General features: G+C 33.4%; 15 protein-coding genes. 4 read left to right on the top strand and 11 right to left on the bottom strand.

Going from position 1 to position 16,277, the window contains the following annotated elements; genetic code table 11:
* The first annotated feature begins 562 nt into the window (after positions 1-562).
* The 4 genes from BLS38_RS07200 to BLS38_RS07185 all read left to right on the top strand — a co-directional run bounded on the left by BLS38_RS07200 (position 563) and on the right by BLS38_RS07185 (position 5,390).
* Complete coding sequence (locus BLS38_RS07200) at positions 563-1,846, top strand: siderophore-interacting protein (protein WP_092748139.1); 1,284 nt, start codon at positions 563-565, stop codon at positions 1,844-1,846.
* 9 nt (positions 1,847-1,855) lie between these two features.
* Positions 1,856-3,034 (top strand): multidrug effflux MFS transporter, encoded by a 1,179-nt coding sequence (locus tag BLS38_RS07195; RefSeq protein ID WP_092748138.1) that lies wholly within the window; start codon positions 1,856-1,858, stop codon positions 3,032-3,034.
* Between the two features lie 220 nt (positions 3,035-3,254).
* Positions 3,255-3,926, top strand: coding sequence for an exopolysaccharide biosynthesis polyprenyl glycosylphosphotransferase (locus BLS38_RS07190; protein WP_092748137.1), 672 nt, complete (start codon positions 3,255-3,257; stop codon positions 3,924-3,926).
* 51 nt (positions 3,927-3,977) lie between these two features.
* Positions 3,978-5,390, top strand: coding sequence for a mannose-1-phosphate guanylyltransferase/mannose-6-phosphate isomerase (locus tag BLS38_RS07185; RefSeq protein ID WP_092748136.1), 1,413 nt, complete (start codon positions 3,978-3,980; stop codon positions 5,388-5,390).
* A 53-nt stretch (positions 5,391-5,443) separates the two neighbouring features.
* Here BLS38_RS07185 and BLS38_RS07180 read toward each other — a convergent pair whose 3' ends face one another.
* Genes BLS38_RS07180 through rfbB form a run of 11 tightly spaced genes read right to left on the bottom strand, consistent with a single transcriptional unit; the run spans position 5,444 to position 16,247 of the window.
* Positions 5,444-6,526, bottom strand: coding sequence for a glycosyltransferase family 4 protein (locus tag BLS38_RS07180; RefSeq protein WP_092748135.1), 1,083 nt, complete (start codon positions 6,524-6,526; stop codon positions 5,444-5,446).
* Position 6,527: 1 nt separating this feature from the next.
* Positions 6,528-7,559 (bottom strand): glycosyltransferase family 4 protein, encoded by a 1,032-nt coding sequence (locus BLS38_RS07175; RefSeq protein ID WP_092748133.1) that lies wholly within the window; start codon positions 7,557-7,559, stop codon positions 6,528-6,530.
* Between the two features lie 3 nt (positions 7,560-7,562).
* Positions 7,563-8,822, bottom strand: coding sequence for a hypothetical protein (locus BLS38_RS07170; protein ID WP_092748131.1), 1,260 nt, complete (start codon positions 8,820-8,822; stop codon positions 7,563-7,565).
* Between the two features lie 8 nt (positions 8,823-8,830).
* The gene (locus tag BLS38_RS07165) at positions 8,831-9,769 is read right to left on the bottom strand and encodes a glycosyltransferase family 2 protein (RefSeq protein ID WP_092748129.1); all 939 of its coding nucleotides are present in this window, start codon (positions 9,767-9,769) and stop codon (positions 8,831-8,833) included.
* Between the two features lie 39 nt (positions 9,770-9,808).
* The gene (locus BLS38_RS07160; protein WP_092748127.1) at positions 9,809-10,579 is read right to left on the bottom strand and encodes an acyl esterase; all 771 of its coding nucleotides are present in this window, start codon (positions 10,577-10,579) and stop codon (positions 9,809-9,811) included.
* The gene (locus BLS38_RS07155; protein WP_244518235.1) at positions 10,576-11,832 is read right to left on the bottom strand and encodes an oligosaccharide flippase family protein; all 1,257 of its coding nucleotides are present in this window, start codon (positions 11,830-11,832) and stop codon (positions 10,576-10,578) included. The genes BLS38_RS07160 and BLS38_RS07155 overlap by 4 nt, the downstream gene beginning before the upstream one ends.
* Positions 11,833-11,849: 17 nt before the next feature.
* Positions 11,850-12,752, bottom strand: a complete 903-nt coding sequence (locus BLS38_RS07150; protein ID WP_092748123.1) for a glycosyltransferase — start codon at positions 12,750-12,752, stop codon at positions 11,850-11,852.
* A gap of 15 nt (positions 12,753-12,767) precedes the next feature.
* Positions 12,768-13,343, bottom strand: a complete 576-nt coding sequence (rfbC, locus tag BLS38_RS07145; RefSeq protein ID WP_092748121.1) for a dTDP-4-dehydrorhamnose 3,5-epimerase — start codon at positions 13,341-13,343, stop codon at positions 12,768-12,770.
* A gap of 14 nt (positions 13,344-13,357) precedes the next feature.
* Positions 13,358-14,257, bottom strand: coding sequence for a glucose-1-phosphate thymidylyltransferase RfbA (gene rfbA / locus BLS38_RS07140; protein WP_092748119.1), 900 nt, complete (start codon positions 14,255-14,257; stop codon positions 13,358-13,360).
* Positions 14,254-15,162 (bottom strand): dTDP-4-dehydrorhamnose reductase, encoded by a 909-nt coding sequence (rfbD, locus tag BLS38_RS07135; protein WP_092748372.1) that lies wholly within the window; start codon positions 15,160-15,162, stop codon positions 14,254-14,256. The genes rfbA and rfbD overlap by 4 nt, the downstream gene beginning before the upstream one ends.
* A gap of 11 nt (positions 15,163-15,173) precedes the next feature.
* A complete protein-coding gene (gene rfbB / locus BLS38_RS07130; protein WP_092748117.1) occupies positions 15,174-16,247 on the bottom strand; it encodes a dTDP-glucose 4,6-dehydratase in 1,074 nt (357 codons plus the stop codon).
* Positions 16,248-16,277 lie beyond the last annotated feature (30 nt).

Genomic DNA, 16,277 nt, shown 5'->3' with positions numbered 1-16,277 from the left:
TCTGCTTTAAAGTCAGATAAAAAATACCTATATTAAATAACAGATTTCAAAGCAGAAATAGATGCATAGGGCTTCCTCTTCTTAGCCATTTTATAGTCATTCATTTAGACATAACCAATGTTTATCTGACCATAAAAATGACATAGCGCAGTAAAGAATTTTTGATTCTACGTGAATTATAAGCTCTTTAATTCTGACTATCCTTATTTTAAATAACGTAACTATCTAATAAATACACTTTCATAAAATGTATGCATGACTTACTAACGTTTATATCTCAGACTGGTTTCAAACAACCAGATATACCTTGTCAAAAAAATTGAATAACACATCAGATCAATACCTAATCACAAAAAATCTTAATTTCAAATACTATGGGGACCACACACCACAATGTTAGGCGTTGTAGACCATAAAAGTATAAAACTCTTTCACATATACACTTTATTAAGACATATGACAAAGAAACCAAATAAAATAAAAAATATATCTTTTACAAAAAAATATTAGAAAATTAAGAGAAAATAAATAAAATAGATATATCTTTTATTTTTAGTTAATTATGAAAAACAAAACATCTCATCATGGTTTTGGCCGTGGTGGTTTACGTTGGGTTGTACTTTCGCTCATTCAACACAAGCCTCAACATGGTTATGATTTACTCAAAACTATTCAACACATGACTCAAGGCACCTACACCCCGAGTGCAGGCGTTTTATATCCACTACTGAACGATTTAGTCGAAAAAAAACTTATTTACAGTGAACCTGATGCACATGATGGGCGCAAACGCAGTTATCACATCACTGCCTTGGGTCAGCAAATTGCACTGGCTTATCAGCCAGAAGTAGAGGAGTTATTAAAAAAAATACAACGGCGCTCTCAACAGCCTGCGGTATTACTCGAAAAACTTGATCAAGTCAAACAAGACATGCGTCAGTTACTTACACAACAAGAACTCACCCATGCAGATGCAGAACTCTTGGCTAACAGCTTAGAACAGACACGAAAAACCATACAACTTATTCAGCGGAGTCAACTTATGCAAAATCCCCCTGCTATAAATTCTGATGAAAAAAAACCTTACCGTGTTAAACATCAACTCAAAATACGCTGGGTTGAAGTACAACAAAAAATACATTTATCGCCAAACCTAGTACGCATTATTTTTTACGGTGAAGACTTGGCAGACTTTCAAAGTTTAGGCTTTGATGACCACGTAAAACTCTTTTTTCCAGACCCAAATACAGGTGAAATACACCTACCTAATTTCAATCAAACCACGCAACAACCCACAGACCTTCCCAAAATAAGTAGGGACTACACACCTCGCTCATTCGACGTGCAGCAAAAAACGTTATGCATCGACTTTGTATTACATGATGCAGGTCCTGCAACCGATTGGGCAAAACATGCTGAATGTGGTCAACGACTTGTCATTGGTGGCCCACGTGGTTCAATGATTATTCCACAAAGCTATGCTCAACATGTCTTTATTGGCGATGAAACTGCACTACCTGCCATTGCTCGGCGTTTAGAAGAACTTTCAAAAAATACTAAAGCATTGGCTTTTATTTTTGTAGATAATGCATCTACTGAAATTAAACTGACGCACTCAATACATAGTCAGATATTTTGGCTACATCGCCATCAACAAAATGCATTAACAGAATACCTATGGTCAAACATAGATTGGACACAAAAAGATAGTTTTTTCTGGATCGCATGCGAAGCCGAACAATCTCGTCAACTCAAGCATACGCTGATTGAACAATACCAAATAGATAGCGCTCAGATTAAAGCTGCAGGCTATTGGCAAAGAAAAGATCCTACTTCAAAAAATTGAGCGTATTTCATGCAAAAAAAACCATATACAACGACATGGCTTTGTGTACTAGCAACACTTACTGCACTTGGGCCATTTTCTATAGATATGTATTTATCTGCACTCCCCAGTATGGCAAAAGACTTACATGTAACCACTACAAGTATTGCCAGTACTTTGCCTGCGTACTTTATGGGACTGGCATTTGGTCAGCTTATTTATGGACCTCTCACAGACCATTTCGGGCGTAGAAAACCATTATTTATTGGCCTAGCACTATACATTTTAGCCAGTTTAGTCTGTGTATTCGCAACACAATTAGAAGTACTCATTATCGCACGAGTTGCTCAAGCACTTGGTGGATGTGTGGGTGTCGTAGTTGCACGCTCTGCTATTCGTGACCGGTTAGAAGGGGCTGAAGCTGCACAAGCTTTTTCATCACTTATGGCAGTACAAGGGCTTGCTCCTGTGCTTGCGCCATTGTTTGGAAGTCTAGTCTTGGCATACTTTGACTGGCGGGCTATTTTTGGCTTTCTTTTCGCCTTAGGGGCCATTGCTTTTATTTTCTCTTGGTTTCAATTTCCAGAAACACTTCCCGCTTCACGTAGAAAAAAACATACTTTTTCTTCAGCAATCAAAGGCTATATTGAACTGATTCAAGACAGCCGTTTTATTATTCCATCTGTAGCCAGTGGCTTACTTATGGGGCTCATGTTTACTTATATTAATAGTGCATCTGAACTATTTATAGACCAACTACATACCTCTACAGCACTCTTTTCAATCTTGTTTTCAGTCAATGCTTTTGGCTTAGTGATTGTTGCAAATATTAACCGTATACTCAGTAAAAAACATGCCCCTCTACAACTTCTGAAGTTTGGCGGTACTATACAATTGGTCGCAACCCTATTTTTACTTGCTATTGCATTTTTAGGCCAAGTTTCTATTATTACACTCATGTTCGGATTATTTTTTATGGTGGCATGCGTTGGTTTTGTTGCACCTAATGCCACAGTACTTGCTTTAGCCAGTCAAGGGCAACGTGCAGGCCAAGCCAGTGCCCTATTGGGTGCCTTACAGTTCTTTTTTGGTTTAATCTCCGGTGTAGTATTGACCGTACTCCCATTAGATCTTATGCACAATATGACTTTAATTATGCTCGTATACTGTATGGTTGGCGTTCTGTTGATTTGGAAAATTAGAGGGTAATATTGACGTAGCAAAGACAGTTTGACCTGAGCTACCTTATATTAAAGAACAAAAAAGTACAAAAAATACGTATTGCAACATGCTCAAGATATCATATAAGATCAACCATAGATGCAATACGTAAAGTTATTTAAAACACGGTATTTTATACTACAAAAAACATAGAGCTAGTTATCGTAAATTACAATTATGATAACTATATCACAATTTTAGAATCGTTATGATAGAACCCAAACATTCAGTACAACATGTTACCCCCATGCAAAATCAAAATACGATCTTATCTACTCCTTTTATTGGCTTTAATAAGTTCATTAAACGTCTAGAAGACATCATTGTTTCTTTTATTATTTTAATACTCATTTCTCCACTTCTACTCATTATTTCTATTTTAGTAAAAACGACATCTCATGGCCCTATTTTGTTCAAACAAAATAGGCATGGTTTAAATGGTACAATTATTAAAGTGTGGAAATTTCGCAGTATGTCAGTTATGGAAGAGGGAGACTCTGTTAAGCAAGCTACAAAAAATGACCAACGCGTAACACGTGTGGGGGCATTTTTAAGAAAAACATCGCTCGATGAATTGCCACAATTTTTTAATGTACTATTTGGAAGCATGTCTATTGTTGGCCCAAGACCACATGCTTTAAGCCATAATGAATATTATGCAGAGCACATCAATGACTATATGCTTAGACACATTGTCAAACCTGGTATTACAGGGCTTGCTCAGGTCAGTGGTTGGCGAGGTGAAACAGACACCCTAGACAAAATGCAAAATCGAGTCACATGTGATTTAGAATATATTGCACACTGGAGTTTATGGCTTGATATCAAACTCATTTTCCTCACCATATTACGTGGTTTTACCCAAAAAACAGCTTATTAATTAGAAAAGATCATATATAACATCACTCAAAACTGTATTAGGAATATTTTTATGTCAAAGATGGTCACTCCTGTAATTATGGCTGGTGGTAGCGGCACCCGACTTTGGCCACTGTCTCGAACACAGCACCCTAAACAATTCTTAAAACTTTCACCAGATGGTCATACATTACTACAATCTACTTTACTTAGACTACAAAATTTGCCTTGCAATGAAGCCATTATTATTTGTAATGAAGAACACCGCTTTTTAGCTGCCGAGCAAATGCGAGAAATTGGTGTTTCTGCAAAGATTATTTTAGAGCCTGAGGGAAAAAACACCGCCCCTGCCATTGCATTGGCTGCCTTTTGCGAGCAATCTATACAGCAAGACAGCTTACTTTTGGTATTAGCCGCTGATCATGTTATACAAGACCAAATTGCTTTTGAAAAAACAGTCACTGATGCCATCACATTAGCAGACTCAGAGAAGCTAGTTACTTTTGGTATTGTGCCAACACATGCAGAAACAGGCTATGGCTACATTGAAAAAGGTGAGAGTCAATTCACTGGCTTTAAAGTCAAACAATTTGTAGAAAAACCAAACTTACAAACAGCTCAAAATTATTTAGAAAGCGGTCTATTCTTATGGAATAGTGGTATGTTCTTATTTAAAACAAGCACGTTTTTAACGGAACTTAAAACACATGCCTCAGATATTTTTGAATGTTGCAAAAAAAGCATTGAAAAAACAACAACTGACTTAGATTTTGTACGCATAGATAAAGAAATTTTTACAACGTGCAGATCTGAGTCTATAGACTATGCCGTTATGGAAAAAACTCAGCACGCTGTGGTTATACCACTTGATGCTGCATGGAGCGATATTGGTTCATGGTCAGCACTATGGGACATTCAACCTAAAGATGAACATGGAAATGTAAACCATGGCGACATTATTAACGTAGACAGCTATAACTGTTATAGTTACAGCAGTAATAAATTGGTGACTCTCTTAGGTGTGAATGATTTAATTGTCGTTGAAACAAAAGATGCAATTTTAGTTGCACATAAAGACAAAGTACAAGACATTAAAAAAGTTGTTGAAAAACTCAAAAAAGACAATCGTACTGAACATTACAACCATAGAGAAGTGTATAGACCTTGGGGTAAATATGACAGTATCGATCATGCTTCTCGCTATCAAGTCAAACGAATTACAGTAAAACCAGGTGAGAAACTATCTATTCAAATGCACCACCACCGCTCAGAACATTGGATTGTCGTTTCAGGTACAGCCAAAATTCATAAAGGTAAAGAAAGCTTTTTACTCACTGAAAACCAATCTACCTATATTCCTCTTGGCGAAATACATGCTTTAGAAAACCCAGGAAAGTTACCACTTGAATTGATTGAAGTTCAATCTGGTTCTTACTTAGGTGAAGATGATATTGTACGTTTTGAAGACATTTACGGACGCTGTTAGAATACAATGTATAAATTTTAAAGATTATTTAGACTTTCTTGTATAAGTAATCTTTAGTTCTTTGTATAGAGATCATTTGTTAGATCAATCATATTCTTTGCAGTAAAAGTATTCATATACTTGTCATATGCATTGGCTGAAAGAATTTTCAAATCTTCTATTGTCAAAAATTCAATAGCGAACTTGACTTTATTATAAAAATCTTCGTCATTATTAAACATAAAGCCGTTCTCCCCTTCATCTATTATCTCAGGAAAGGAGCTTACTTTTTTAGATATAATTGGAACTCCTAAACTTAAAGCCTCTATAGCAACCATCGGTAAGCCTTCCCATCTAGATGGCATAAGAATAATATCTGAATTAAGGTAATAAGTAGCCAATTTTTCTTTATTTAACCACTTAGAGTACTTAACATTTTCATATTCTAACTGAATAAAGTCACTACCATTTACAACATCTCCAACGATATTAATATTAAAATTTTTAATATTATTTTTAAGTAATCGCTCTATTAAGTTAACTAATTTGTCATAGCCTTTTTGATAGTCGAATCTACCAATAAATAATAAGTTTAATTTTTCTTCATTTAAATATTTTTTAGCCTTTAAATTTATATTCTGATCTATCCCATTATAAATTAATTTTAATTTTCTTTCGTTAAAACCATAAGAAGCTGCTTCTTCAATTTCATTTTTACTAACACAAATAATAAAAGTAGTCTTTAATGTAAGAATTCTTTCAATTAGGATAAAAAATCTTTTCTTGATTGGGCTTGTATCCATCAAAAAAGAAAAAGAGTGAGGGCAGTATATTATATTACATTTGCTAAAAGGAAATAATAACATTAATGTAATACGACAGATTAAACCAGCAAATGAACTATGTATATGTAAAACATCTGGTTTATAAGTTATAAAGTGATATATAAATTGGAACCAAAGATTTAACAGCCCGATAATACCTCTTTTATCACGGATAAATGATTGCATATCATCATGAAAAAATAGTTGGTCTAGCTGGTCGCTAGGTGTTAATGTTCTAATAGTATATCCGTTAGCTAATTGAGCCTCTATCAGCTGATTCATAACGGTTGCAACGCCACCCTTAATAGTCTCTGCAACATGAAAAACCTTCAAGTTATACCCCTTCAATAATTTTATTTAATTGTAATGCTGAGCTTTTCCAAGAGAATCTTTTAACATTACTTAGGCCCCTCTCTATAAGCTCATCAACCAACTCTTTATCACTTGAGATGGTTTCAATTGTAGATACTATTTCTGTTAAATTATTCGGATCAAAATAAATAACACTATCACCTAGTACTTCTGGCATTGCTGTTGTATTTGACGAAATAACAGGACAACCGCAAGCTTGTGCTTCTAGTGGAGGGATACCAAACCCTTCGTATAAGGAAGGAAAAATAAAAAATTTAGCTTTTTGATACAGTAGTATCATTTCTTCATCGGTCAGTCTTCCCAAAAATTTAATTCTACTGTCTTTTTTGTACTGAATATTATTAAAAGTATTGGATAAAGAACCTATTATATATAGTTTTGTTTTTGTATTAGATACTAAGAAAGCTTCTATCATTTTTTGAAAGTTTTTATGATAATTTGGTGATGATACCGCTAAAGCAAAGTCTTCTTTACCTACATCATTTAAATTAAATTGGCTACTCACAGCATTATAAATGATACTAATTTTTTGAGGATCTACATTATAATACTCAGATATTTCTTGTTTCGAAAAACTACTTACTGTCAAAACTCTTTTACTATTTCTTAAAATATTTGGAATTAATAACTTGTAGAATAATTTAAATTTCCAAGAAAAACTTTTTGGATAGCGAATATAAGTTATATCATGGTGAGTAACTATTTGATTAAAATATAAAACTGGTGCAGTACTGCATAAACTTAATAATAAAGGAGAACAATTTTTTTTCAAAAAAATTGGTAATGTAATTTGTTCCCACAAATGTCCTTTATAACCTCTCACCTCTTTTATATTAAATTTTTTTAGTAGAGCTTTGTTTTTTATTTCAGATAAATCGGATACTAATACTGTGATATCAGTACGTATTAAAATAAGTTCTAAAAGTAATTCTGTTGCAAATCTTTGAACACCAGTAATTGGTTGTTCTAAAAATCGACCATTTACGTAAATCATTAACTATATTCTCACTACCGAAGTTTCTTTAGATGTACAAATACATGCAAAAATCAAATTCCACATAACAGCTATAGTAATTTCCTGAATAGATGCAAAAGAGCCAAAAAAACTTATTGCTAAAGCAAATAGTAGTAAATTTTTAGTCTTAGAGTAAGATAAATCTAATATCTTTATTATTATATAAATTAAAAATATAGATAAAAATATTCCCAAGTTATTTAGCATAGTTAGTATTAAAGAAGCTGGCCTCTCGCTTCCCAAACCTAATCCAAACATATATGATTCAAGAAAGTTACCAAAAGCATGCCAGTTTACATCTGCTCTCACCTGACCCGAAATAGATTGTGACTTATTATTTAAATAAGATAGCAAAAACTCATTGAACAAAAAATAAGCAAAGCTAGAAATAAAAATAGAACATATTAGAAATATTATTTTTATTTCCAATCTTTTTTTAATAGAGAAAAGTAGTATAACTAACCCCACCAAGAATGCAAAAACTAGAGTTGTTGATAGATTAAGTAGTGACAAAAACAATAAAATAAAACCTACTATTTTAACTTTAATTTCATTATAAATTAGCATTGGAATACAATAACTTGCGATAAATAATCCAGCTAATGAAGGCTCACTAAATGTACCAGACAATCTATTCTCAAATATGGCAGAGCTAGAATAGCTATCATTGTTAAGAATAATGATAGCTACTATTTTATAGGCATATGGAAAAAATTTCCAAATCAACGAGATAGTAAAGAATATATATATAGAGAATAAAATAGTTTTCAAATAAAATTCTGCACGCAATAAATCTCTACGTAAGTATATTACTACTGCTGTTATTAAATGCATCGATAATAAAACTAATTGATTTATATTAGCAGAACCCCATGAAAGATGAATACCACCTTGTGCAACATTTTGCTCATTACTTCCAACAATAGATGAATAAACTGTCATACCATCAAATATAAATGCCATTAAATAAGAGTATAACCAAATCAAAATTATAGTTGATATATATATATATATATATTTTGATTTAAAATTAATTAACCCAGAGTCTTTATAAGGTAAAATTAATCTTAAAATCAAGATAAACTCAATACAGAAAAATAGTGGTAAATTTGTCGAACCTATTGACAACATTTTACTAGTTTGAAAAATTGATGAGACGGACAGTAATAATATGATTGGTTTGTAACCGAAAGGAAAAACTAACAAAGCAATTCCTAACCAAAGAGCACCCCATAAGTCCATAAGAATACCTATTCAAGTATGAAATTTAAATATTTACAAGCACGCTTAAATTGCAGGCGAAATACTCTATTAAAAACAACCAAAAAAATAGATAACTTAACAAAAATAGTTTTATTTTTATAAAATTTTTTTGATACCAGTATTCTGTTTTTTACTTGGCAATAATCTGATATTTCACTTCTAGTTACACCTTTGCCAGTAGATACTCCTTGTTCATGGAATACAATACTTTGAGAAGCAATACCAACTTTAAAACCATTTTGTTTTACTCTATTACAATAATCAAGTTCTTCATAATATAAGAAATAATCTTCACAGAGTAATCCAACTTCTTCTAAACACTTTCTGGAAAAAAACAGAGATGCACCAACAACGAAGTCAATTTTATTTTCCCATTCACTTTCGTCAATTACCTCACTAACAGTTAACTCAGAACCAATTTCTTTCGTTGTACAAAACCATTTATTAACTATGCCCCCCAAAGCTTGTACTTTATATCTATTTTTCATTTCTACTAAACGCGAACCACAAATACCAATAGAAGGCTTCGAAGCCATTTTATTTACTAATGCTATGAGTGCATTACTGTCGACCTCTGTATCATTATTTAGTACCCAACAGTACTGCACATCTTTTTGATTTAATGCTAAACGTAAGCCGACATTATTACCGCCAGCATAACCATAATTTTTATTATTCTTAATTAGCGTAATCTTATCTTTTAAATTAACAACATGGTTTTTAACGTTATTTTCACCAATAACTGCTAAATTTTCACTATAAAATTTTTCTAAGTAACTTTTTATTTCATTAAATGATTCTACTTTTGAGTCATTATCACAAACAACTAGTTTAAAATCACTAGTAGACTTCAATTGAAGAAGGCTCTTTACACATTTAATTGTATCTTGTGCAGAATTCCAATTAAGTACAACAATATAAATCATATATTTTTCACTAATATGCTATAAATAAAATACAGAGTATTATTTCTGCCTTCTTAATAAACTTGTTAACAACTTCAAGATAACTTTATTATTCAAAATTGCATTCCACAATACAGAGGATGTTACGCAGAAACGAGTACATGTGGTAAAAAACCACTTTAGCTTTTTTCTTCGTTGTTGTAACTGAATATATTCTTTTCTGCTATTAAAAAAGGATTGGTCAATATTACCTTTACTTTTATGCAGCAAGTGAAAATCTATAACGTAACTTTTTAAACCTAAATATTCAGCATTTTGACATAAATCTAAGCCATATAAGTGAAACCCTTTTAGAGTAGTGGTCGCACTTAAGTTGTTTTTCATATTTATAATCATAAAATTTTCATCTACACTCATAACCTCTGATGGTAGTGGTCCCTGAGTTTGCTCTTCGCCATGTGGGTCCGTAATCTTAATAATAGGTTGCCCTTTTCTTGTTCTACCGGCATTACCTATCACAGCCCAAGATGGGTCTATAGTCTCGAGCTCCTCAATTTTTTGAAGGAGATGATCTTTAGTATCGAAATTAAATAAGATATCTTGATGACAAAAAATTAAGTATTTTGAAGTACACAGTTTTATAGCATGGTTTATGCCACTAAATGCATCAAAATCATTTATATTTTTATTATCAAAATAATAAAACGCCGAGTCTTGAAAACCTGCATTTTTTGCACTTTTGACCATTTCTTGGTATTCATCAAAGCGAGTCACCAAAGTAAAAAATTGGAAAAATGTACTTTTTTCAATATTAGAATCAATTAGTTTCATGATAGCTTATTACAACTCTTTGCTTTAATTAAATACACTAAATCAGACTTATGTTTATAAAGATATAAAACCAAGACCAATGTAATTAAAAGCTCAATGACCTGCATGGCATAATATATTCCATCAAGTCCCATAGCTTTTTGGAAGAAGTATACTGTAGGAATAAATATTAAAAATGCAGCAAAATATATTTTCTTTAGAATATAACTGCGTTCACTTGGTAATATATAAAAATTTACTAATAGTATTGCAACAGAGACAATAATCTGAGTAATTATGGCTAAATTTAAATATCTCCAAAGATCGATATTTTTACCAAATATCAATGATAATATATACTCTCCCACAAAAAAGTTAGCTACAAGTGCGCCAAATCCAAGAACAAAAAATATTACAGATATTTGTTTTATATATTTGAAATATAAATTTTTATCTTGATTTGTATAAGCAATACATATTTTTGCAAAGAAGGATTGAACAACAGGATTATAGAGTTGCCTAAAAATACTAATTAGCTTGTCTACCATTGTATATATACCTAAAGCATAATCACCTAAGCTATACTTTACAACGAGCGGTATAAGATATGTAAATCCTAATGTAAAAAAAGATGCACTATAATTATGAAAAGCCTCTTTGACTTCTAAAAGACAGGTTATTTTATTCAAATACTCTTTTCTAAATATAACTATTTTTTTCTTAAAAATTAAAAACTGGACTAAGATCCCTGTAATTAAACTGTTACCCAAAATGAACACTATAGCAATAAGTACATCTTCTATAGTTTTAACAAATATAAAAATTGGTATAATTAAAATAACTCTTACAATGAAACTTATAATTGCTAAAGTAGAGTTTTGATTTAAACCATTGAATAAAAAATTAGGTATTAATACGGAGCTAAAAGAGAATAATGTGACTATTAAAATAATATTTTCATCTGTCGAGTCAAAACTAAATAGCTGCGTAATAATTGATACCATCACAACAATAGAAAAAAATACAAAAGCTTTAAATGCCTGTATATTGGAATATATACTGTTAATACTTTCATTCTTTTCTACTTTTATTCCTATATTTTTTGCACCAGATAAATTGAATCCAAAATCGATTAAAAAAGTAAATAGCATAAATAACGTTTGTGCAAATCCAATTTTTCCCATGCCTACTACACCCAAAGTATGTACCATATATGGGAAAACAAGTAGCGGAATCACTAAATTCGATATTTGTATTAAATACAAATATGACATTTCTTTTTTTATACTATTCATTTTGAAAAAACTTTATCTAGAAAAGCAAAGAACTTAATTAACCTAGCATCTTTAAGCTTTATTTTATGATTCATTATAAATGCTGGTGTATGTTTTTGATTTAAATTAATTATATAATTTTCAATTGATTGGCGCATTAACAAGTCATATTCATACAATTTTTGTTTATGTTTAAATTTACGTCCAGTTAATTTACTTTCCCTAGCTATCACACTTGAATCATGGTAGCGAAAGTTATTTAATGTTTGCGATGTATAGAATACGTCACCAACTAATAACATTTTAAACCACAAGTCCCAATCACCATTAGTTTTTAATTTGGCATCAGCACCGCCAACTTGTTTATATACATCTGATCTGAATACTGTAGCACTAGCATTGGGGATAGTATTTTTATAGACTAAATATTGGTTTATGTAATCTTTACCCAACATAGTAAAATCTTGATTAAAACGATCTCCTCCAACTAGATCATTGGTATGATTGAACCAAGTGCCAGTTATATGGTCTTGACTATTCATTCTATTCGACTGGGTATAAGATATTACGATGTTGTTATTTTTTTGCATTGGCAATACTAATGTTTCTAACAAACGAATATCTGCTACGTCATCTGACTCTGCAATCCAAATAAACTGGCCTTGTGCAAGCTCAAAAATAGCTTTGTTCCACTGAAAAAAAGTAGAGCCAGAGTTTTTTTCATTGTAAATAATTTGGCTTACTTTAGGGTGTTGCCGGTATTTCTCTATAATGTCTCTGCTAGCATCTGGTGACAGATCATCTAAAATAATTAGCTCAAAGTCTTGAAAAGTTTGATTTAAAATACTTTCCAATCTTTGTTCTAAAAACTGTGCATGGTTATAGCTCGGAACAATAACAGATACGACCGGACAACTCATTTATGTAACTACCTATTAAAATATGTCATTATTGTTTTTTGCTTGATTTAAAGATGGTGCAAAATGATCTTTGTCTGTAAGTTTTAGCTCAACAGATGCGTCGACAGGCCACTCAATCGCAATATCTTTATCATTCCAAACAATAGAGCGCTCACATGCTTTAGAGTAGTAGTTAGTCGTTTTATATAAGAACTGAGTATTGTCTTCTAGTGCAACAAAACCATGGGCAAAGCCCGCAGGAATCCAAAATTGCTTATGGTTTTCACCGCTAAGCTCCACCCCAACCCACTGACCAAAAGTTTCTGAGTCTTTACGTATATCTACTGCAACATCCCATGCACGACCTTGTACTACACGTACCAATTTACCTTGTGCATGTGGGTTAAGTTGATAATGTAAACCACGCAATACGCCTTTTTGCGAGTATGAGTGATTGTCCTGTACAAATTGTGGCACATCTAAGTTTCGCTCACGTAAGGCATTTTCAAAGCTTTGTTGGTTAAAGCTTTCCATAAACCAGCCACGGTCGTCACCAAATACTTTAGGCTCTAGTATAAGCAACCCTTTGATTTTTGTTTCTATAATATTCATGGTGCAATGCTCCCTTACGCTTTAGCTTGGTGTTCTTGGTAAAGTTTCAGTAAGTACTGACCGTAACCTGTTTTCTTAAAGAACTCGCCACGTGCTAATAGTTGCTCTGGGCTAATCCAACCATTGTTAAAAGAAATTTCTTCTAAACTTGCCACCTTAAGACCTTGGCGATGCTCAATCGTTTGTACAAATTGGCTTGCTTCTAGCAATGAGTCATGTGTTCCTGTATCTAACCATGCAAAACCACGGCCTAATACTTCAACATTTAACTGTTCTTGTTGTAAGTAAACATTGTTTACATCTGTAATTTCCAACTCACCACGGTGTGATGGTTTAATATTTTTTGCAACTTCAACGACACTGTTGTCGTAGAAATAAAGTCCTGTCACGGCATAGTTCGATTTTGGCTTGGCTGGTTTTTCTTCAATACTTAAAGCTTTACCCTGCTGGTCGAAGTCAACCACACCAAAACGCTCTGGATCATTTACATAGTAACCAAATACTGTCGCACCCTGCTCTTGAGCTGCTGCACGCTTGAGCTGGTCGCTAAAGTGTTGACCATAAAAGATATTGTCGCCTAAAATTAAACAAACATTATCTTGCCCAATAAATTCTTCACCCAAAATAAAGGCTTGGGCTAAACCATCTGGCGAAGGTTGTACTTTATAAGAAAGTTTAATTCCCAATTCTTCGCCCGTACCGAGTAATTTTTCAAAGTTAGGCAAATCTTCTGGCGTAGAAATAATTAAAATTTCATCAATACCTGCAAGCATGAGTACAGACAATGGGTAGTAAATCATTGGTTTGTCATAAATAGGCAAAAGCTGTTTTGATGTACCCATAGTAATTGGGTATAAGCGTGTACCTGAACCGCCTGCTAAAATAATGCCTTTACGTTTTGTAGTTTGACTCATGATAAAATTTCTCCAAGCGTATGTGCTACGCCTTGCTGCCAATTTGGTAAATGTATTTTAAATTGTGTTGTCAGCTTTTTCGTGTTTAAACGTGAGTTTAAAGGCCGTGCTGCAGGTGTCGGATATGCTTCGGTAGCAATCGCATAAACATTTTTTAGGGTATGTGTTGCCCCCAAATTTATTGCTGTTGAAAAAACAAATTGAGCATAGTCAAACCAGGAGGTTTCACCTTGTGGTGCTAAGTGGTAATGTCCGTGCAAGGTTTTTTGTAAGCTCGGGTTTAGCACATAATAGCGAATTGCTTGAGCAGTAATGTCTGCAATCAATGCTGCACTTGTTGGCGCACCTATCTGATCCGAAATTATGCTCAGCTCTTCTTTCACCTGTGCCAATTTAAGCATGGTTTTAATAAAGTTATGACCATGTGTGCCATAGACCCAACTGGTGCGAAAGTTTAAAAAATTAACACCAGATTGCTCTAGTACCATTTCACCTGCACGTTTACTCTGCCCATATACATTATTTGGTGCTGTTGTATCTGTTTCAGACCACGGCGTTGTACCTTGGCCTGAAAACACATAATCTGTAGAGTAATGCACGAGTAATGTATTATATTTTTTGGCTTGCATCGCCAAATGCTCTACAGCCAAATGGTTTACTAAATTGGCTTGCTCTTGCTCTGTTTCAGCTTTATCTACAGCAGTATAAGCGGTAGCATTAACCACAACATTAGGCTGATACTGCTCAAATACTTGACTGATTTGGTCAAAGTCACAAAGATCACCACTCAAACCCAATGTAGGGTGTGTTTGGCGGTCTAATGCCAACACATCACCTAAAGGCTGTAAAGCACGTTGCAGTTCCCACCCAACTTGTCCATTTTTACCGAGTAATAGTATTTTCATACGTAGCAATCTCACTCATCAGCTTGGTATTGTTCAACTAACCAATTTTTATACTCGCCACTTTGCACATTTTCAATCCACTTGGTATTACTCAAATACCACTGTACAGTCTTTCTTAGCCCTGTTTCAAAACTCTCTAAGGGTACCCAGGCCAGATCTTTTTCAATTTTACTGGCATCAATCGCATAACGTAAGTCATGGCCCGGTCTGTCTTTTACATATGTGATTAAATCTTGGTAGTGTTCAATGCCTGATGGCTTATTTGGTGCTAATTCTTCCAAAAGCGTACAAATAGATTTCACAACATCTATATTTTTTTGTTCGTTATGACCACCAATATTATAAGTTTCACCTACTTTTGCTTCTGTAACCACAGTATACAAAGCACGAGCATGGTCTTCTACATATAACCAATCTCTAATCTGTTCACCATTGCCATACACAGGCAATGCTTTGCCAGCAAGCGCATTTAAAATAATTAAAGGAATTAGTTTTTCAGGAAAATGGTACGGCCCATAGTTATTTGAACAATTCGTCAATACTACAGGTAAACCATAGGTTCTATGCCATGCTCGAACTAAATGATCTGAACTGGCTTTGCTTGCAGAATACGGCGAACTTGGTGCATACGGTGTCGTTTCTGTAAATAAGTCGTCTGTACCTTCTAAATCACCATACACTTCATCTGTAGAGATGTGATGAAAACGGAAAGTGGCTTTTTTGCTTTCTTCTAAAGCATTCCAATAAAAACGAGCAGCCTCTAACAGCTGATATGTACCTATAATATTAGTTTCAATAAAATCTTTTGACCCTGTAATAGAGCGGTCTACATGTGACTCTGCTGCCAAGTGCATCACTAAATCTGGCTGAAATGTTTTAAAGAGTTGATCTAATGCCACTCGGTCACAAATATCTGTTTGTGAAAACTGGTAACGTTCATGATCTGCAACACTGGCCAATGATTCTAAATTACCCGCATACGTCAATTTATCTACATTTAAAACATGATGCGATGTATGTTGAATAATATGGCGCACAACTGCTGACCCAATAAACCCTGCACCACCGGTAACTAAAATATTCATGTGTAAAACACCATTATATTGATTTTAAAT

The sequence above is a fragment of the Acinetobacter boissieri genome (assembly GCF_900096955.1).
In the GTDB taxonomy this organism is placed as follows: Bacteria; Pseudomonadota; Gammaproteobacteria; order Pseudomonadales; family Moraxellaceae; genus Acinetobacter; species Acinetobacter boissieri.
This window is presented reverse-complemented; position numbering and strand designations above follow the sequence as displayed.